The organism is Vibrio sp. D401a, assembly GCF_030248515.1.
Taxonomy (GTDB): domain Bacteria; phylum Pseudomonadota; class Gammaproteobacteria; order Enterobacterales; family Vibrionaceae; genus Vibrio; species Vibrio rotiferianus.
Genome location: NZ_JAHGAI010000065.1, coordinates 32,265 through 51,235 on the forward strand (window position 1 = coordinate 32,265; position 18,971 = coordinate 51,235).

At 46.4% G+C, this 18,971-nt stretch carries 15 protein-coding genes and 2 pseudogenes; 7 read left to right on the forward strand and 10 right to left on the reverse strand.

Going from position 1 to position 18,971, the window contains the following annotated elements; all coding sequences use genetic code 11:
- Positions 1-59: 59 nt before the first annotated feature.
- Entirely contained in the window at positions 60-341 is a 282-nt protein-coding gene (locus KIV41_RS22900; RefSeq protein WP_038885605.1) for a DUF3624 domain-containing protein, read from the forward strand.
- Between the two features lie 153 nt (positions 342-494).
- Here KIV41_RS22900 and argH read toward each other — a convergent pair whose 3' ends face one another.
- The 4 genes from argH to argC all read right to left on the reverse strand — a co-directional run bounded on the left by argH (position 495) and on the right by argC (position 5,743).
- A complete protein-coding gene (argH, locus tag KIV41_RS22905; protein ID WP_010443935.1) occupies positions 495-2,369 on the reverse strand; it encodes an argininosuccinate lyase in 1,875 nt (624 codons plus the stop codon).
- 251 nt (positions 2,370-2,620) lie between these two features.
- Positions 2,621-3,835 carry an argininosuccinate synthase gene (locus tag KIV41_RS22910; RefSeq protein ID WP_010443936.1) on the reverse strand — a complete coding sequence of 405 codons (1,215 nt, stop codon included), beginning with the start codon at positions 3,833-3,835 and terminating at the stop codon, positions 2,621-2,623.
- A 90-nt stretch (positions 3,836-3,925) separates the two neighbouring features.
- Positions 3,926-4,717 carry an acetylglutamate kinase gene (gene argB / locus KIV41_RS22915; protein WP_285337741.1) on the reverse strand — a complete coding sequence of 264 codons (792 nt, stop codon included), beginning with the start codon at positions 4,715-4,717 and terminating at the stop codon, positions 3,926-3,928.
- Positions 4,718-4,738: 21 nt separating this feature from the next.
- A complete protein-coding gene (gene argC / locus KIV41_RS22920) occupies positions 4,739-5,743 on the reverse strand; it encodes an N-acetyl-gamma-glutamyl-phosphate reductase (protein ID WP_285337742.1) in 1,005 nt (334 codons plus the stop codon).
- Between the two features lie 144 nt (positions 5,744-5,887).
- On the opposite strand from argC, the gene argE reads away from it, so the two are divergent.
- The 5 genes and pseudogenes from argE to KIV41_RS24895 form a co-directional block, all read left to right on the forward strand.
- Positions 5,888-7,024: an acetylornithine deacetylase gene (gene argE / locus KIV41_RS22925; RefSeq protein WP_285337743.1), complete on the forward strand. Its 1,137-nt coding sequence runs from the start codon at positions 5,888-5,890 to the stop codon at positions 7,022-7,024.
- A 278-nt stretch (positions 7,025-7,302) separates the two neighbouring features.
- Positions 7,303-9,936, forward strand: coding sequence for a phosphoenolpyruvate carboxylase (ppc, locus tag KIV41_RS22930; RefSeq protein ID WP_071236463.1), 2,634 nt, complete (start codon positions 7,303-7,305; stop codon positions 9,934-9,936).
- Positions 9,937-10,371: 435 nt separating this feature from the next.
- Positions 10,372-10,599 (forward strand): annotated as a pseudogene (locus KIV41_RS24885) (PadR family transcriptional regulator); the annotation flags it as partial.
- Positions 10,592-10,672 carry a hypothetical protein gene (locus KIV41_RS24890; RefSeq protein ID WP_373417619.1) on the forward strand — a complete coding sequence of 27 codons (81 nt, stop codon included), beginning with the start codon at positions 10,592-10,594 and terminating at the stop codon, positions 10,670-10,672. The pseudogene KIV41_RS24885 and the gene KIV41_RS24890, both read left to right, overlap by 8 nt.
- Positions 10,657-10,911 (forward strand): annotated as a pseudogene (locus KIV41_RS24895) (PadR family transcriptional regulator); the annotation flags it as partial. The gene KIV41_RS24890 and the pseudogene KIV41_RS24895, both read left to right, overlap by 16 nt.
- 70 nt (positions 10,912-10,981) lie before the next feature.
- Here the strand turns inward: KIV41_RS24895 and metF are convergent.
- The 3 genes from metF to KIV41_RS22950 form a co-directional block, all read right to left on the reverse strand.
- Entirely contained in the window at positions 10,982-11,884 is a 903-nt protein-coding gene (gene metF, locus KIV41_RS22940) for a methylenetetrahydrofolate reductase (RefSeq protein WP_005432740.1), read from the reverse strand.
- Between the two features lie 271 nt (positions 11,885-12,155).
- Positions 12,156-14,564, reverse strand: coding sequence for a bifunctional aspartate kinase/homoserine dehydrogenase II (locus KIV41_RS22945; protein ID WP_285337744.1), 2,409 nt, complete (start codon positions 14,562-14,564; stop codon positions 12,156-12,158).
- Positions 14,565-14,580: 16 nt separating this feature from the next.
- Positions 14,581-15,741, reverse strand: coding sequence for an O-succinylhomoserine (thiol)-lyase (locus KIV41_RS22950; protein ID WP_010443944.1), 1,161 nt, complete (start codon positions 15,739-15,741; stop codon positions 14,581-14,583).
- 229 nt (positions 15,742-15,970) lie between these two features.
- Between KIV41_RS22950 and metJ the strand changes: the two genes are divergently transcribed.
- Positions 15,971-16,291, forward strand: coding sequence for a met regulon transcriptional regulator MetJ (metJ, locus tag KIV41_RS22955; protein WP_005432736.1), 321 nt, complete (start codon positions 15,971-15,973; stop codon positions 16,289-16,291).
- A gap of 113 nt (positions 16,292-16,404) precedes the next feature.
- Here metJ and KIV41_RS22960 read toward each other — a convergent pair whose 3' ends face one another.
- The 3 genes from KIV41_RS22960 to KIV41_RS22970 form a co-directional block, all read right to left on the reverse strand.
- Positions 16,405-17,682, reverse strand: a complete 1,278-nt coding sequence (locus tag KIV41_RS22960) for a malic enzyme-like NAD(P)-binding protein (protein ID WP_009705505.1) — start codon at positions 17,680-17,682, stop codon at positions 16,405-16,407.
- A 208-nt stretch (positions 17,683-17,890) separates the two neighbouring features.
- Positions 17,891-18,367: a bacterioferritin gene (gene bfr, locus KIV41_RS22965; RefSeq protein WP_005381359.1), complete on the reverse strand. Its 477-nt coding sequence runs from the start codon at positions 18,365-18,367 to the stop codon at positions 17,891-17,893.
- A 74-nt stretch (positions 18,368-18,441) separates the two neighbouring features.
- The gene (locus tag KIV41_RS22970; protein ID WP_045394878.1) at positions 18,442-18,630 is read right to left on the reverse strand and encodes a (2Fe-2S)-binding protein; all 189 of its coding nucleotides are present in this window, start codon (positions 18,628-18,630) and stop codon (positions 18,442-18,444) included.
- Between the last annotated feature and the right edge of the window lie 341 nt (positions 18,631-18,971).

An 18,971-nucleotide genomic window follows, 5' to 3' on the forward strand; every position in this document is an offset into this window, starting at 1 on the left:
AAACCTAAAACGTGAGTTAGGGTTATAATCAGGGACAAATAGGCAGTATGGATAGAACAATGGCTTGTCGCGGTTGCCAAGAGCATTGGTTTTGGAAAAAGATCGGTCGTTGCCAACGATGTATGGATCAACTGACGGTATTATCGGTCCTATGCTGGATCGTATGGTGGTTTGCGTTTAAAGATGATCCACAGAGTATTGAGTCGATCGCGCTGATCTTTGCGGGCTTTGCGTTTAATGGCTTGCTGTTTTTACACCTTTGGATGCGCTTCGTTATATTTCCGTGGCAGCGTCGTCGTAGAAAACAAAGTAAGGATGAGCATCGCTCAGATGACAGATAGAAAAAAGCCCCAAAACCAATACCGGTTTTGGGGCTCTCTTAGATTCTTCTAAGAAAAAGCAGTGGTACTTTAATAGACCGGGCTTCCTCCTAAAGGTTCCAAATTTTTTCCTGTTTTTTTAGTATTTTCTTAAATACTCATAGAATCATTAACCTAGGCCACATTGCTTTTTTGGATCAATTGCTCAAACAAGTTGATCTCTAGTGCCACCTCGTCACACGCATGCTGACGTGGACACTGATCGCAATCTTTCAGTACTTTCTCCGGAAGCAACGACTTCGAGGTTGGTAAGAAGCTTTGCTTCATAAAGAACTCAGGCGTACGTGTCAGCACAAACACTTTCTTAATCGCCATCTGACGCGCCTTATCAACTAGGTAGTTCACTATCGCACTGCCCTGCCCCTGACCTTGCCACCCTGCTTCAATACCTAATGAGCGAACCTCAGCGAGACCAGAATCGTACACGTACAGAGAAGCACAACCCGTTACCTCGCCATGGTGTTCAGCCACTGCAAAGGAGCCAATATCACGTACCAACTCATTGCGTGAGCGTGGTAGGTTCTCGCCCATATTTGCCCAATACGCCACCATGCCTTCCAGCGTTTCGATATCTGTCAGACGTGCAGGGCGTACTTTGACTGCTGAAGTATCACGTTGAGACAGGCGCTTGTCTGCTTGGTCGACCGCATAAGCCACTTGCTGCGGCGACACGCCACCAAGCGCACAACGTTTCTCAAGGCATGAATCGATGGTCAAGATGTCATATACATCCGCCTCAATCACTTCAGAGAAGGATTTCAATTCTTCAATCGACAACTCTTCTAACGCACAACCTTTGGCAATTGCACCAACTACAGCAACACCGACGATATGGTGCGCTTCACGGAATGGGATGCCTTTCGCTACTAGGTAATCCGCCAGTTCAGTCGAGTTTGCGTAACCTTGCTTCGCAGCTTCTAACGTGCGCTCACCATTCACCTTGATACCATCGAAACACAGAGCCGCCATTTCCATGCAGTCATTCCATGTATCAAGCGCATCGAACAGACCTTCTTTGTCTTCCTGCATGTCTTTGTTGTAAGCCAGTGGCAGCGCTTTCACTGTCATCATCATGCCAGCAAGCGCGCCGTATACACGGCCAGTCTTGCCACGAATAAGCTCGAGTGCATCTGGGTTTTTCTTTTGTGGCATCAGAGAAGAACCGGACGTCACCGTATCAGCCAACTCAATAAAGTTAGACTCACCTGAATTGTAGAAGATCATGTCTTCTGCCAAACGAGATAGGTGTAACATCGAGATAGACGCGACAGACATCAGCTCCATCACATGGTCACGGTCAGAAACCGAGTCTAGAGAGTTACGTGTCGCACGGTGGAAACCAAGGTTGTGAGCCAGCTCTTCACGGTCGATTGGATAAGCGGTACCCGCAAGTGCACCAGAGCCGAGCGGACACGTATCCAAACGCTTTAACGCATCGTTCAGGCGTGAGTAATCGCGTTCAAACATTTCAACATAAGCCAAACACCAGTGAGCAAATGTCACAGGCTGAGCGCGTTGTAAGTGAGTGTACCCCGGAAGAACAGTGCCTTGATGCTGCTTGGCAACATCGACCATCTGAGTTTGTAGGCGATCAAGTGCAATCAACAGTTGTTGGCCTTGCTGACGACACCAAAGCTTGAGATCTGTTGCCACTTGGTCGTTACGAGAACGTCCAGTATGGAGTTTTTTACCTAGGTCGCCGACTTTGTTGATCAACTGCTGTTCGACCCAAGAGTGGATATCTTCCGCATCTGAGCGCAGGATTTGATGTGGGTCTTCCATCACTTCAAGCTTGAGTTCATTCAGTGCCAGCTCAAGCTTTTGTTGTTCATCTGCAGATAACACGTCAACCGACAGCAATGCTTTAGACCACGCAATTGAGCCTACGATGTCTTGCTCAGCCAATCGGTAATCGAAACGCAACGAATCGTTGAAGTCTTTAAATCTGGTGTCTGCCGCTTGGGTAAATCTTCCGCCCCATAATGCCATTGCGTCTCTCCTGATGACTATTGCTTACGCTAACGTGTTACTCATTAAGTGTTGACCAAATCGGTGGTCATTTGCTCACTTTTTCTTATGCCCCAACGTTACGATAATCGCAGATAAAAATAAAGTAGAAATTCAATATTTTTACATATTTATTCATGATTATTTTATCTTTATGCCACTGAGGTTAGCAACAACAAAAAAGACCTGCCGAAAATGGGCAGGTCTTTTACTTCATAAGACGTTAAATTGGCTTATTTTTTCTGACTGTTCAACGCACGAATACGGCTAGATAGCGAGTACAGACGGATAAAGCCTTCAGCATGGCTTTGGTCATAAACTTCATCTTCACCAAAAGTAGCAAACTCTTCAGAGTACAAACTGTTATCCGAGCGTTTTTGCGTTACTGTTGCGTGACCTTTGTAAAGCTTCACAACCACTTCGCCATTCACGTCTTGCGCGAGCTCTTCAGAAGCCGCAAGAATAGACTTACATAGCGGCGTGAACCAACGACCATCATAAACAAGGTGCGATGCTTTCAGACCAAGCTCCTCGCGGAATTCAAACGACGCTTTGTCTAGCACAAGTTGCTCTACTGCACGTAGCGCTTCCATCATGATGGTACCACCCGGAGTTTCGTAGCAACCACGAGACTTCATACCCACTAAACGGTTTTCTACGATATCGATACGGCCAACACCGTGCTTCGCACCTTTCTCGTTTAGGTAAACCAACGCGTTGTATGGTGTCATCGCCTCGCCGTCCACCTCAACAACTTCACCTTTGACGACTTTCAACGTCACGGTTTCAGCTTCATTCGGTGCTTGCTCTGGGTCTACAGTCCAAGCCCAGCAATCTTCATTTGGCGCATTCCATGTATCTTCTAGAACGCCACCTTCAGTAGAAATGTGCCATGCGTTCGCATCACGCGAGTAGATCTTAGTAAGAGAAGCCGTACAAGGGATATTGCGCTCTGCTAGGTAATCCAGACATTCTTCACGGCTCACTAGATCCCACTCACGCCAAGGTGCAATAACATGCAGATCTGGTGCTAGCGCTGCAAATGCACCTTCAAAACGTACTTGATCGTTACCTTTACCGGTACAGCCATGACACAGAGCGTCTGCACCCACTTTACGTGCGACTTCAACCTGCGCTTTGGCAATGATTGGACGCGCCATTGACGTACCTAGTAGGTATTTACCTTCGTAGTAAGCACCCGTTTTTAGCGTCGGGTAAATGTAATCCGCCACCATTTCTTCTTTCAGGTCAGCGATGTAGCACTCAGAGGCACCAGAAGCTTTTGCTTTTGCTTCAATGCCTTCTAGCTCTTCTGCACCTTGACCAACATCGGCAACGAAAGCCACTACTTCACAATCGTAGTTCTCTTTTAGCCACGGGATGATTACTGAAGTATCTAGACCGCCTGAGTATGCGACTACCACTTTATTTACGTTCACTTTGCTCATGTTTTTTCTCCAAACTTAACTGGCGCTGCTCTCGGCGGTCAGTGCCAACCACTTCCTAATGTTGAATTCTTTAACTGTTTTGCTTCTGCTTTATTGCGGCAGAAACTGCGTGCCAATACTTTCACCCGCGAATAGCTGGGTCAGTTTCTCTGGGTAACGCCATGTCGCAACTTCGATAGGACGACCAAGATCATTGGCTGCCCCCAAAGCGGCTTTAACTTTGACGATCATGCCGTCGGTGATCACTTGCCCTTTGATCAATGCATCGGCTTCTTGCTCGGATAGCGTTTTGATCAGGTGACCTTTGCCATCGAGTACACCGCTAACATCAGACAGAAGCACTAACTCCGCATCTAACGCTCCGGCCACTGCAACCGCAGCTTGGTCCGCATTCACATTCATCATCTGACCTTTTTCAGTCAGACCAATTGAGCTGATGATCGGCAGTGCACCTGCGTTTAGCACCGCTTGTAATAGGGTTGAATCACCCGGTGATGCTTTGCCGACAGCGCCTAGCTCTGGGTCAAGCTCTTCAACATGGCATAAACCACCATCAGCAAGGCTAAGGCCCACCGCATTTAGGCCATCAGAAATTGCTTGGCCTTGCAGTATCTTGTTCGCGGTACCAGCAAGCGCGCCCGCAATCACAGGAATTTGATCGTAAGGTGTTACGCGTAGACCGTTTTTCTTTACGGTTTCAAGCTGAAGCTTTGCCATCAACTCATCAACTAGATAGCCACCGCCATGAACGATGGCGATTTGTCGCTGCGCCGACTTTTGGTAAGCCGCAATGGCAGCAAACAGTTGGCTTAAGGTTTGAGTGCAAGACAGAGCTGCACCGCCGAGCTTAATGACTAAAGGAGCTTGATTGGTTTGCGTCATCGCATTTCCCTCTTTCAACGACTACAGCAACGCTGTCAGTTCTGGGTAACCGTAATGAATATTGAGACATTGCATCGCTTGACTCGATGCACCTTTAAGTAGGTTGTCGATTGCCGAAATCACAATGATGTGTTCGCCTTGTACCTTCCAGCCGATATCGCAGAAAGGCGTATTTTCAACATCCTGAATACGTGGAATACCATCACCTTTAAGGCGAACCGCTGGCTTTCCTTGGTAAGCTTGTTCGAATGCTTGTGCTACTTGTGCTTCCGTCACACCTTGCGTCAACTTCATAGTGATCGTTGCAAGAATGCCGCGCTTAAAGTTACCTAGGTGTGGCGTGAAAATCACATCGCAACCTAAGTGCTGAGCAATCTCTGGTTGGTGACGATGGTTAAAGACACCATAAGGTTGCAGGCTCACTTCGCAGAAACTGTTAACCATAGAGGCTTTGCGCCCAGCACCTGATACACCGCTGGTTGCGTTGATCACAGGCCATTGGTTGGTATCCAGTAACGCATGTTCTAATAAAGGTTTGATTGCGAGCTGTGAAGCGGTTGGGTAGCAACCTGCTACCGCAATCAAAGGAGTGGTTTTTATCGGTTCTTGGTTCCACTCTGCTAAGCCATATGCCGCTTTATCTAGCCAGTTATTATGTTGATGCTCGAAGCCATAAAAGGTGTCGTAGAAGCCTTCGCTTTTCACACGGAATGCACCCGATAAATCGAATACCTGACATCCCGCCTCTAAAAAGATAGGAGCCAAGTCGTGGCTTACTTCATGTGCTGTGGCCAGAAAGACCACATCAGACACTTGAGCGACTTGCTCAGGGTCAGTCAGAGGTGAAACTGGCATATCAATCACACCCGCTAACTTGCCGTGCAATTGAGCAATACTCTTTCCTGCATCTACGCTATTGGCGGAAACGTATAAACCTGATAGCGTGAGTTCAGGGTGTTTGTTGACCATTAAAGCCAACTCTGCGCCGGTGTAGCCGCTGGCTCCGATAATCGTGGTTTTTAGCATTACATGACATCCATATACTTAAAGCTCAAAATGACTATTCATATTTAATTTTTGCTTTATTTTGATTTTTTATTCATTAAATATGATTTAATATGTGTTTTACATTTTTGTGCTCTGTCTGTCAATAGGAGAATTGAAGAATCCATGCAATTACCAAGTTTTCTAGAGGTCTATGAAGGACTGATCAGTACCTCTTCGATCAGCTCATCCGATCCAAGCTGGGATCAAGGCAATGCCAAAGTGATCGAGAAGCTAGCTTCTTGGTTTAAAGATCTTGGCTTCAGCGTTGAAGTGATCGAAGTGGAACCAGGCAAACACAATATGATCGCACGTATGGGCGAAGGTGAAGGTGGTCTACTTCTAGCTGGTCACAGCGATACCGTGCCATTTGATGAAGGACGCTGGAGTTTTGATCCACATAAGCTGACCGAGAAAGACAACCGCTTTTACGGTTTGGGTACGGCCGATATGAAAGGCTTCTTTGCCTTCATTTATGAAGCGGTAAAGAAAGTCGATTGGAGTAAGCAGAACAAGCCACTTTATGTATTAGCGACCTGTGATGAAGAAACCACCATGCTGGGTGCGCGTCATTTTACTGAGAATGCGCCTTTTAAACCGGACTACTGCATCATTGGTGAACCCACCAGCCTTGTACCCATTCGTGGTCACAAAGGGCATGTGGCAAATGCCATTCGCGTAACCGGCAAATCCGGTCACTCATCCGATCCAGCGCTCGGCGTCAACGCCATTGAAATCATGCATGAAGTCATGTTTGCTATGATGCAACTGCGTGACAAGCTAGTAAAAGAATATCACCATCCGGGTTTTGCCATTCCAAGCCCTACCCTAAACCTTGGTCATATTCATGGTGGTGACAGCGCAAACCGCATTTGTGGTTGTTGTGAACTGCATTACGACGTGCGCCCTCTTCCTGGGATCAGTCTTGATGGTTTGGAGAACATGCTGCGTGGCGCATTAAAAGAAGTCGAAGCGAAATGGCCAGGGCGATTAGAGATTATTCCCCTGCACGAGCCAATTCCGGGTTACGAATGCCAACATGACCACCCATTTATCGGAGGTGTGGAAGAAATATGCCAAACCAGCTCAGAAACCGTTAACTACTGTACTGAAGCGCCTTTCCTTCAACAGTTGTGTCCAACGCTGGTTCTCGGCCCTGGTTCTATTGAACAAGCCCATCAACCGGATGAATTCCTATCTTTCGACTTTATTGACCCAACCATCGATGTGCTGTCACGTGCAATGATAAAATATTGTTGCTAGTCGCATTCTGTACTCGCTTCACAATGCAGCTCGATTGAGCTGCATTTTGTTCTCTTTACCACTATTCTTCTAGCACGCTATATCCTTCTTTTAACGGCCATTTTGTAATTAATTTTCACTTCTTGTGAGATAAGCTGGCCTAATTTTGCTCTAAATCAGGTCAGCAGCGGAATAATTGCAAACTTACTCTGCTTTATTTGACTAGAACTGGTGATTTTCGCTAGATTGGAGTCTTAACAAGGACAATGGATGTAGTTTTTTTACGAGGCAGGATGACAATGAACGAGAAATACGCCGCACTTAAAAGCAATGTGCGCATGTTGGGCCACCTTCTGGGCAACACTATTCGCGATGCCCATGGCGAAGAAATCTTCGAGAAAGTGGAAACCATTCGTAAATTATCCAAATCAGCCCAAGCTGGAAATAATGCTGACAGAGAAAGCTTAATTGAAGAAATTAAAAGCTTACCCGATGAGCAATTGACGCCTGTTACCCGAGCGTTCAACCAATTTCTAAACCTGACTAATATTGCTGAGCAATACCATACCATCTCACGCCACTGTGAAGAGCATATCTGCGAACCTGACGCAATTAACTCACTGTTCTCAAAATTGGTGCAAAATGATGTGAGCAAGTTAGACACGGCACAAGCGGTTCGCGACCTGAACATTGAACTGGTTCTAACGGCGCACCCTACCGAGATCACTCGTCGTACCATGATCAATAAACTGGTTAAGATCAACGAGTGCTTATCTAAGCTAGAGCTAAGCGATCTCTCTTTCAAAGAGCGTAAGAAAACCGAGCGTCGCCTTGAACAACTTATCGTGCAAAGCTGGCACTCTGACGTCATTCGTCAACAACGCCCAACACCGCTTGATGAAGCAAAATGGGGTTTTGCGGTAGTAGAAAACTCACTATGGGAAGCGGTACCTGACTTCCTACGTGAAATGAATGACCGCTTGAAGTCTTACCTAGGCGAAGGTCTACCAATTGATGCTCGCCCAGTGCACTTCTCATCTTGGATGGGTGGTGACCGCGACGGTAACCCATTTGTAACCCACAGCATAACTCGCGAAGTATTACTGCTGTCTCGTTGGAAGGCAGCTGACCTTTACCTCAACGACATCAACGAGCTGATCAGCGAACTGTCGATGACCGTTTGCAACGACAAGGTTCGTGAGCTTGCGGGTGACGATCAGCACGAACCATACCGTGCAATTTTAAAACAGCTACGTTCACTACTAAACGAAACCAAAGACATTCTCGACGCGAAAGTCAACGGCCAAAAACTGGCTGTCAAAGCTCCTCTGCAAAAAGTAGAACAGCTTTGGGAACCACTTTACGCGTGTTACCAATCACTAAACGAATGTGGCATGGGCGTGATTGCTAATGGCTCACTGCTGGATACACTGCGCCGCGTTAAAGCATTTGGTATTCACCTGGTTCGCCTCGATATCCGCCAAGAAAGTACTCGCCACGCAGATGTACTGTCTGAACTGACTCGTTACCTAGGCATTGGTGACTACGAGCAGTGGAGCGAGCAAGACAAGGTTGCTTTCCTAACAAACGAACTGGCCTCTAAACGCCCTCTTCTGCCTCGAGACTGGGAACCATCAGAACCAGTTAAAGAGGTTTTAGATACCTGTAAGATTGTTGCTGCGCAGCCTCGTGAAGCATTTGGTGCTTATGTTATCTCAATGGCGCGTACCGCTTCTGACGTACTTGCCGTACACCTACTGCTGCAAGAAGCGGGCTGTCCTTACCGCATGGACGTGTGTCCATTGTTCGAAACGCTAGACGACTTGAACAACGCGGAAGCCGTCATCAAACAGCTGATGGGCATCGACCTGTACCGTGGCTTTATCCAGAATCACCAAATGGTGATGATCGGCTACTCTGACTCTGCAAAAGATGCAGGTGTAATGTCGGCGGGCTGGGCTCAATACCACGCGATGGATTCACTGGTTAAGGTTGCAGAAGAAGAAGGCGTTGAACTAACGCTATTCCATGGCCGTGGCGGTACGATTGGTCGCGGTGGTGCTCCAGCACATGCTGCACTACTGTCTCAGCCACCTAAGAGTCTAAAAGGTGGTCTGCGTGTAACAGAACAAGGCGAGATGATTCGCTTTAAGCTTGGCCTACCAGATGTTGCGGTAAACAGCTTCAATCTGTATGCAAGTGCTATTCTAGAAGCGAACCTACTGCCGCCACCAGAGCCTAAGCAAGAGTGGCGTGACCTAATGGATGTCCTGTCTGAAGTCAGCTGTGAAGCGTACCGTAACGTCGTTCGCGGTGAGCCTGATTTCGTCCCTTACTTCCGCCAAACAACACCTGAACTAGAGTTGGGCAAACTACCTCTGGGTTCTCGTCCAGCGAAACGTAATCCAAACGGAGGTGTAGAAAGCTTACGTGCGATTCCGTGGATCTTCTCTTGGAGTCAAAACCGTTTGGTTCTACCTGCGTGGTTAGGTGCTGGTGAAGCCATTCAGTACTCTGTAGACAAAGGCCACCAGGCGTTACTGGAAGAGATGTGTCGTGAATGGCCATTTTTCTCTACTCGCTTAGGTATGCTCGAGATGGTTTACACCAAGTGCAACATGGATATCTCCCGCTACTATGATCAACGCTTAGTTGAAAGTCAGCTGTTGCCATTGGGTGACCGTCTGCGTGATCAACTTCAGCAAGACATCAAGTCAGTTCTGAATGTAGAAAACAACGAGAACTTAATGCAGAGTGACCCTTGGGGCCTTGAATCCATCCGTCTACGTAACATCTACGTTGAGCCATTGAACATGCTTCAAGCTGAGCTGCTGTACCGAACTCGCCAAACTGAGGAGCCTTCTGCAAACTTGGAAGAAGCCCTAATGGTGACGATTGCTGGTATCGCAGCAGGTATGCGTAACACTGGTTAAACTACGCAGAAAAAACCAAAAGGCTGAGCGAAAGCTCAGCCTTTATTATTACCCACCAATCACTTTCACTCTCAGAACAAGAAACAACCAGTAAATAACTCCAAAGAAAAAACAAAAAGTCCCAGCAATACAAAACAAAACACTACCAAAAAACACTATTGAGTATTTTATTAGTTTTTTTGGGTAATTTTGTCCTAGTATTCCACTTCATGCTTATTATTTATATACTACTTGCCTGCTGGAAGCTCAAAAGTCCAATCAAATAAGCTCCAGCTCGATGGGCACCCCATCACTCTAGGTGATAAACGGCTTTAAGGTGACAGGACCAACATTGTTGGTGCTATTTACACATTAAAAAACTCAAGCGTCATTAAGAACGCAACTGAAAGTGTAGATAGCTTGTTTACAAGTTTATTGACCATTTGGATTGAAGACATGTCATTACCACACGTAATCTTAACTGTACTTAGCACTCGCGACGCTACCGGTTACGACATCACTAAAGAATTCTCAGCTAGCATCGGTTACTTCTGGAAAGCAAGTCACCAACAAGTTTACCGTGAACTAAATAAAATGGCTGAGAAAGAACTGGTTACTTGCGTATTAGAACCTCAAGAAGGCAAACCAGACCGCAAGGTTTACTCAATCACTGACGCTGGCCGCAGCGCGCTGGGAGAGTGGTTTGATCAACCAACAGCACACCCAACGGTACGTGACGAATTCTCTGCGAAACTGATCGCTTGTGCAGTACAACCTGCGGCACCGTTCCGTGATCAACTTTCTGAGCTTGTAGAAGAATCTCGTAAGCTGGTTTCTCACTACAAAGAAATCGAAGCAGCGTACTACGCAACACCATCAACGCTAGACAAGCAAGCGCGTCTAGAACGTCTAACACTTCGTCGTAATCTAATGCTACGTGAAGCGTGGATTAACTGGGCGGAAGAAGTACTGACTGAACTTGAAGTGATCGGCTAATTCTGTCACTTAAATTAAAACGAAAAAGGCTTGCCGATGGGCAAGCCTTTTGTCTATCTGGGAAAGCGTATTAAGCGCCAACAGCCACTTGTGGACGTACGCCTAGAGTATGGCATAACGCATAAGTCATCTCTGCACGGTTAAGCGTATAGAAGTGGAAATCTTTCACCCCTTCACGGCTTAGTACACGCACCATATCAATCGCTTGGCTAGCACCAACGAGCTGGCGTGTCACAGGGTCATCATCCAAGCCTTCAAACTGCTTGCTCATCCAACCTGGTACTTTCACATTGTTCTGCGCCGCAAAGCGAGAGGCTTGCTTGAAGTTTGAAACCGGCAAGATGCCCGGAACAATTTCTACATCGATACCTGCCGCAACACAGCGGTCACGGAAACGTAGGTAAGACTCCACATCAAAGAAGAACTGAGTAATCGCGCGGTTAGCACCTGCGTCCACTTTACGCTTTAGGTTAAGAAGATCCGATTGGGCGCTTTTCGCTTCTGGATGTACTTCTGGGAATGCCGCCACTGAGATATCAAAATCATGACGCGCTTTAAGCAACTCTACCAAGTCCGATGCGTACATATCTGGCGCACCACCACCTGGTGGAATGTCACCACGTAAAGCTACGATGTTTTTGATACCGTTATTCCAGTAATCATCAGCAATATCGATCAACTCATCACGAGTTGCATCGATACACGTTAGGTGGGGTGCAGCCACAAGGCCCGTCGCCGCTTTGATTTCTTTAATGATTGAGTGAGTTCTGTCACGCTCGCCTGAGTTTGCGCCGTACGTTACAGAAACGAATTTTGGTTGAAGAGTTTTAAGACGATGTACTGAGTTCCACAGTGTTTCTTCCATCTTCTCACTGCTTGGTGGAAAAAACTCAAATGAGACGTTGATATTATCTGATAGTTCAGCGATGTTCTGGTTTAAGGCATCAATGTGCCCTGCATGCGTATATCCCATCTTACTCTCCCTGTGGCAACTCCACCACGAAATCAAAATTCCTTAAATCGACGTTTAGACGTCTATATGTCTACAGAATGTATTGAATACGATTTAATGTCAACCTTGTGATTATGAATTTTTTTCAAGTTCATAATGAGGATAGTTCAAGTTGCTGTGCGGCTAATCCTTAGCCGAAATTTCCTATTCAGTATGGCATTATCAAAATAATAAAAAACCCCGGAGATAGTCCGAGGTTTTGTTGTCGTTCGCAAAAATTGGTTTGGTTAGATTAGAACAAACCTGCCAAGCGATTCAGGTCTGATTGAATCGCCCCAGAGGTCACTTCACGCCCTGCACCTGGACCACGAATCACTAATGGGTTGTCTTTGTACCATTTACTCTCGATAGCGAAGATGTTGTCACACGGCAGCAAGTTCGCCAGTGCGTGCTCGCGTGATAATGCTTCAACACCCACCGTTGCTTTGCCATTACGCTCTAAACGCGCGACATAACGCAACACTTGATCGTTTTTCTGCGCTTTAGTCAGACGCTCTTGCAGAATCTCACTTAGTATATCGCCATGATCAAAGAACGCATCCAAGCTCAATTCTCGCAATTCCTCCGGTACAAGTGATTCCACTCTCACGTTCTCCGGCTCAATATCTAAACCTGATTCGCGAGCGAGGATAACCAGTTTACGCATCACGTCAGATCCATCTAAATCAGAGCGAGGGTCGGGTTCAGTCAAACCTTGTTGCCATGCTAAATCGACCAGTTCAGCGAACGGCACTGAGCCATCAAACTGCTGGAATAACCACGATAGCGTGCCAGAGAAGATGCCTGATAGTGCGACGATATCATCACCACTTTCACGCAAATCTCGAACGGTATGGTTTATCGGCAGCCCTGCGCCAACGGTGGCATTGTAAAGCCAGTGGCGACCAATCTTAGCAAAAGCGTCTTGTACTTGATGGTAGTACTGACTACCAGCTGAGCCGGCCACTTTGTTCGCCGAGATAAGATGAATACCTTGTTGCGCGATCTCCACATAACGTGCCGCTAAATCTTTACTGGCGGTGACATCAAGCACCACCGCTTCATCAAAATTCTGAATCGCACCAAGCTTAGTTAACCACTTATCATCATTCTCGATACTCTCATCATTAAAACGCTGGGCAACTGTTGCTGCATCGATACCATTTTCATCGAACCAATAAGTCTGGCTATCGACCACTGCCACTAGCTCAAAGCTCATACCGTGACGTTTTTCGAGCTCTTCTTTTTGCTCAGAAAACAGCGCTAACCAACTTGAGCCAATGTTGCCTTTACCGCACAAGGCAACAGCGACACGCTTCTGTGCTTGAAACAGTTGGCTATGAATACTTTGCACTAATCCTTCCACTTCTGCACGGCGTAACACCGCGACCAAGCTCAAGCCAGATTCCGCCTCAGAAATAAACTCCACCGGTGAATGCTTTAGCTGTTGGTAAAAACCAAAGCAGTGATTCGCGTTTTTTGTCACGCCAGCACCGACGGCAGCCAGCAGTGAGTAGCCTTCTTTGAGTTTGATCTCTGCTTCAACGGCTAACTCTTGCAGATAAGCTAATGCCCCGCCTGCAATCTCAGCGGTGTAGGCCAAGCGCAAGGTTTGCTGATCCTCTTGCGCTTCAAACGCTAATGGCTCCAATTGAGCACGTTTTAACGCCTGCAGAACTTCTTTCTGCGCTCGCTCAAAATCGTGACCATGGATAAAAGACAGTTGCACTAATAGCACTTCATCAAGAGACGTAATGATCTTTGCGCCACGCCCCGACGCCAATACGCGCTCAATACGCGTTGAGCCTGATTCCGGTTGATAGCTGCATTTGAGGTTCAAATCCATCGTGCTTTGAGCAACAGGCTGTAGTGTACGGCTGTGCAGCACTGGCGCAGCCAAACGCGCAAGTTCACTCGCCTCATCTAAACGCAACAGTGGCAACAAGCAAGCATCCGACACTAAACGTGGGTCAGCACTGTAAACGCCAGCAACATCGCTCCAGATGGTCACTGTATTTACCTCAGCCAATGCACCAATCACCGTTGCTGAATAGTCAGAGCCATTACGCCCCAGCAGTACCGTCTCACCCGCTTCGTTTTGTGCCATAAATCCGGTGATGATTACGCGTTTATGGTTGTGTTGAGTCAATGCTTCTTTGATCAATGCATAAGAGCGAGCTCGGTCGACTTCTGGCTGCGTTCCAGCTTCTGCGCGTAAAAAGGCGCGAGAATCTTGCGCTACCGCAGGAAGATCCTGTTGTGATAACAGTGCAGCCAGTAAGCGTGACGACCATACTTCACCATGCCCAAGCACTGCTGCTTTTTGCGCTTCTGTAAGTGGCGCAGTTAACTCTGCTAGGGTACTGAATTCATCTTGAAGAGAAGCAAGCAGTTGCGCTTGCACTTCACCTTCTAGTAAAGCTTCTACCAATTCAGTTTGGAACTGTCGCAAGCTCTGCAACGCTTCATGGGCAATGCGACCGTCTTTATCTAAGCCTTCTAAAAACTCGATCAAGCGATTGGTGGTTTTCCCTGCCGCAGAGACCACCACCAAGTCATTTTCTGCCGAATACTCTTTAAGAATACTCACCACGCGCTGGTAGCATTCTGGGCTCGCTAAGCTGCTGCCGCCAAATTTATGCAGCTGACGTTGTACACTCATGACCTTCCTCTCCCAACTACTGTGCTGCTTTCGCGAATGCTTGCTCAAGATCGGTAATCAGATCCTGCGCATCTTCTAAGCCAACAGATAACCGTAGCAACTGCTCAGAGACACCTGCTTCAGCCAGTGCTTCTTCACCCATCGCACGATGCGTCATTGAAGCTGGGTGGCAGATCAAGCTTTCTACCCCGCCTAGCGACTCTGCAAGAGAGAAGAGTTCAAGTTCTTTAACAAACACTTTTAGCTGCTCAAATGAGCCAGCAAACTCAAAGCTCAGCATTGAACCAAAACCTGATTGTTGCTTTTTCGCGATGTCGTGACCCGGATGCTCTGGCAAACTTGGATGATAAATCTTCGCCACCAAAGATTGCGTTTGTAAATACGTCAACACTTGCTGAGAGCTTTCTTCGTGAACTCGCATTCGTGCACCCAACGTACGAATTCCTCTAAGCGTCATGTAGCTATCAAATGGTGTACCCGTTGCACCAATGCAGTTGCCCCACCATGCCAACTCTTCAGCATGCTCTTCGCTTTTAGTGATCACCACACCACCAATCACGTCAGAGTGACCATTAATGTACTTCGTCGTTGAGTGGATAACAAAGTCCGCACCTAGATCTAAAGGCTTTTGGTACACAGGTGTCAAAAAGGTATTATCCACTGCGACTAATGCGCCTACCTGCTTCGCTTTCTCGCATACTGCCGCAATATCGACCACGCGCACGAGCGGGTTAGACGGTGTTTCTAGTAAGACAAGCTTTGGCTTTTTAGCAATCGCAGCATCCAGAGCTTGCTGATCCGATTGGTCGACAAACAGAACTTTAAAATCACCTTTGCTTGCTCGAGTATTGAACAGACGATAGGTCCCCCCGTAGCAATCGTGTGGCGCCACAATTAAGTCATCAGGACCAAGAAATGCCGATACCCAAAGGTTTAATGCCGACGTACCGCAGTTAGTGACAACCGCACCTTTACCTGACTCAAGTTCATATAGCGCTTTCTCCAGCAGACCTCGGTTTGGGTTACCGGAACGGGTGTAATCGTACTGTGGAACTTCACCAAATGCAGGGAATCCATAGTTAGTAGAAAGGTAGATTGGTGGTACAACAGCGTGGTATTGACTGTCTGACTCGATACCAGTGCGTACAGCAATGGTCGCAGGCTTACGGGTGCTCATGGGTGTATCCTTTCACGGGTGGTGACATCTAAATGGGAATGCGCTATATCTAGCTTATGCTGCTCACTTGATTAATACTCTTCCCTGACTATTAACCTCACTTTACTTGTCTAAAAATGAGACGTCAACACTTCTAGACGTCTATATGTCTTTGCTTATGGCGGTAAATGCAGCTAAAATCAGCACCTATATTTATTTTTCTAACTTATTACATTAATGAAGGTGCGCAATGGCTGACTGGAATGGCGAATACATTAGCCCGTATGCTGAGCACGGTAAAAAAAGCGAACAAGTAAAAAAGATTACCGTCTCTATCCCGCTAAAAGTTTTAAAGGTGCTGACTGATGAGCGAACTCGCCGTCAGATCAACAACTTACGCCATGCAACTAACAGTGAACTACTATGTGAAGCGTTCCTACATGCGTACACAGGTCAACCACTGCCAACTGACGAAGACCTTCGTAAAGACCGTCCAGATGATATTCCTACAGAAGCGAAAGCGCTGATGACGGCTATGGGCATCGAATTCGAAGCGTTTGACGAAGAATAATTGCTTACAAATTCGTTAGCATGATGACGCTACGCCGGGGGTAGCTTCAGAGCAAACTAAAAAGGGACGCTACTGCGTCCCTTTCCTTTATCTGAAGAATTCTATTCTATCACTTACTCAGCCATGTAATTTTCTGGCATTTCAATGCGAGCAACACCCGAATCAACTGCTGCTTGAGCAACGGCTTTCGCAACACGTGGTAACAGACGCGAATCCATTGGTTTTGGAATGATGTAATCAGAACCAAACTCTAGCTTATCTACGCCCGCCGCCTTCAGTACCGCTTCAGGCACAGGCTCTTTAGCCAACTCACGAATCGCATCAACAGCCGCTAACTTCATCTCATCGTTGATTTCGCTTGCACGAACGTCCAACGCCCCACGGAAGATGAATGGGAAACACAGTACGTTGTTTACTTGGTTCGGGTAGTCACTACGACCAGTACCCATGATCAAGTCATCACGCACTTCGTGAGCCAGTTCAGGTTTGATTTCTGGATCTGGGTTTGAACATGCGAACACAACTGGCTTGTCTGCCATTAGCTTCAACGCTTCTGCTGGTAGTAGGTTTGGACCCGATACACCCAAGAACAGATCCGCACCTTCAATAACATCTTCAAGCGTGCGCTTGTCAGTGTTGTTTGCGAACAACTGTTTGTATTCGTTTAGGTCGTCACGACGTGTATGGATCACCCCTTTACGATCCAGCATGTAGATCTTCTCGCGCATTGCGCCACATTTGATCAACAGCTCCATACATGCCACAGCTGCAGCACCAGCACCAAGACAAACGATGGTTGATTCTTCTAACTTCTTACCTTGCAGCTCGATTGCATTCAGCATACCCGCTGCCGTTACGATTGCTGTACCGTGTTGGTCATCATGAAATACTGGCACGTCACAACGTTCGATAAGACGCTTTTCAATCTCAAAACAATCTGGGGCTTTGATATCTTCTAAGTTGATACCACCGAAAGTGTCAGCAATGTTTGCTACTGTGTCGACAAATTCGTCGATCGTACGATGTTTTACTTCGATATCAATAGAATCTAGCCCAGCAAAGCGTTTGAATAGCAGTGCTTTACCTTCCATTACTGGCTTAGAAGCTAGCGGGCCAAGGTTACCCAAACCAAGAATCGCCGTACCGTTAGAAATAACCGCAACCATGTTGCCCTTCGCCGTATACTTGTACACGTTATCAGCATTCTGTGCGATTTCACGAACAGGTTCCGCAACACCTGGGCTGTATGCCAATGCAAGATCGTTGGCAGTTTCAGCAGGCTTAGTCAGCTCTACGGCGATTTTTCCCGGAGTTGGGTACGCATGGTAGTCTAATGCTTGCTGGCGGCGTTCTTCTTCTGGGGTGACTTCTTGGCGATTGTCTTCAGACATGGATCGTTTCTCTTTTGTTATTTTTCGGTACGGGGGAATAAATTCTAAAGGATAGAAGTCAAACTTCATAGGCTAGATTGCGAGCTATATCCTTAAAAAGGCCGATAATAAAAGAGATTAGACCAGATATTAGTGATGAGCACCCTTTTTACAGGTCAGGTGCTCTCTTAATCACTTAGTTCGGAAAAGAAAACAGCGAAATATAATCTCACTCTTCATCCACGTACTGCGCTTGTAGGTAATTCTCAATGCCGGACATCTCAATCAAGCCCAGTTGCGTCTCAAGCCAATCGACATGCTCTTCTTCGTCTTCAAGGATATCTTGGAATAGATCGCGTGAAACATAATCACGAATATCTTCGGCGTAAGCGATGGCATCTTTAAGATCAGGAATGGCCGCCATCTCGAGTTTAAGGTCACACTCAAGCATCTCTTTGGTATCTTCACCAATCATCAACTTACCGAGATCTTGTAAGTTAGGTAAACCTTCTAAAAACAGAATTCGTTCGATCAAGTGATCGGCGTGCTTCATTTCATCGATTGACTCGTGGTACTCCTTATCGGCTAAGTGCTTTAACCCCCAGTCTTTGTACATACGAGCGTGTAGGAAATATTGATTAATAGCGACGAGCTCATTACCGAGCACTTTATTGAGATGTTGAATTATGATTGGATCGCCTTTCATGACAAAGCCCTCCTCTTTGGCTTCATTTAAATGTAGAAGCAAATGAGAAGGTGTCAAAAAGGCTTAGCGAATAATTAGCTAGCTTGCTTTAATGTTAAGTATTCCGTTTCCGCTAAAATTTCTTTAGCTTGTTTGATGCACTTGCCACATTGACTACCCAAAGCTGTGCATCGCTTGATTCCTCTGATGTCAGTTACGCCTTCATCTATCGCCAACTTCCTAATTTTCTTGTCAGAGACACCATGACAAAGACAAACGTACATACTCACAACCTTTAAATTTCACTCTGGAACGAAATATAAACAAGAATCGTTCTTGTTACTAGTTGTAATAACGCAAATTACAGAACGTTTTGTTATAACGATTTCAGCCGTTTTAGAGGCTTTCAATGACTTAACAGACAGATAGAAACTAGGGGAAAATTGAGTAGAGATAAAGGTATGTTTTTCAAAAACAAAAAATATGACAAAGAAGGATTGGCTTATAACCATATTGGAAAGAGAAATAGCAGATATAAAAAAGGGAAGCCTTAGCTTCCCTTTTTCTAGCGCTTTCTTCAAAAAGAAGAAGAGTGCAAGATTACGATTAATTCGTTAAGAATTAG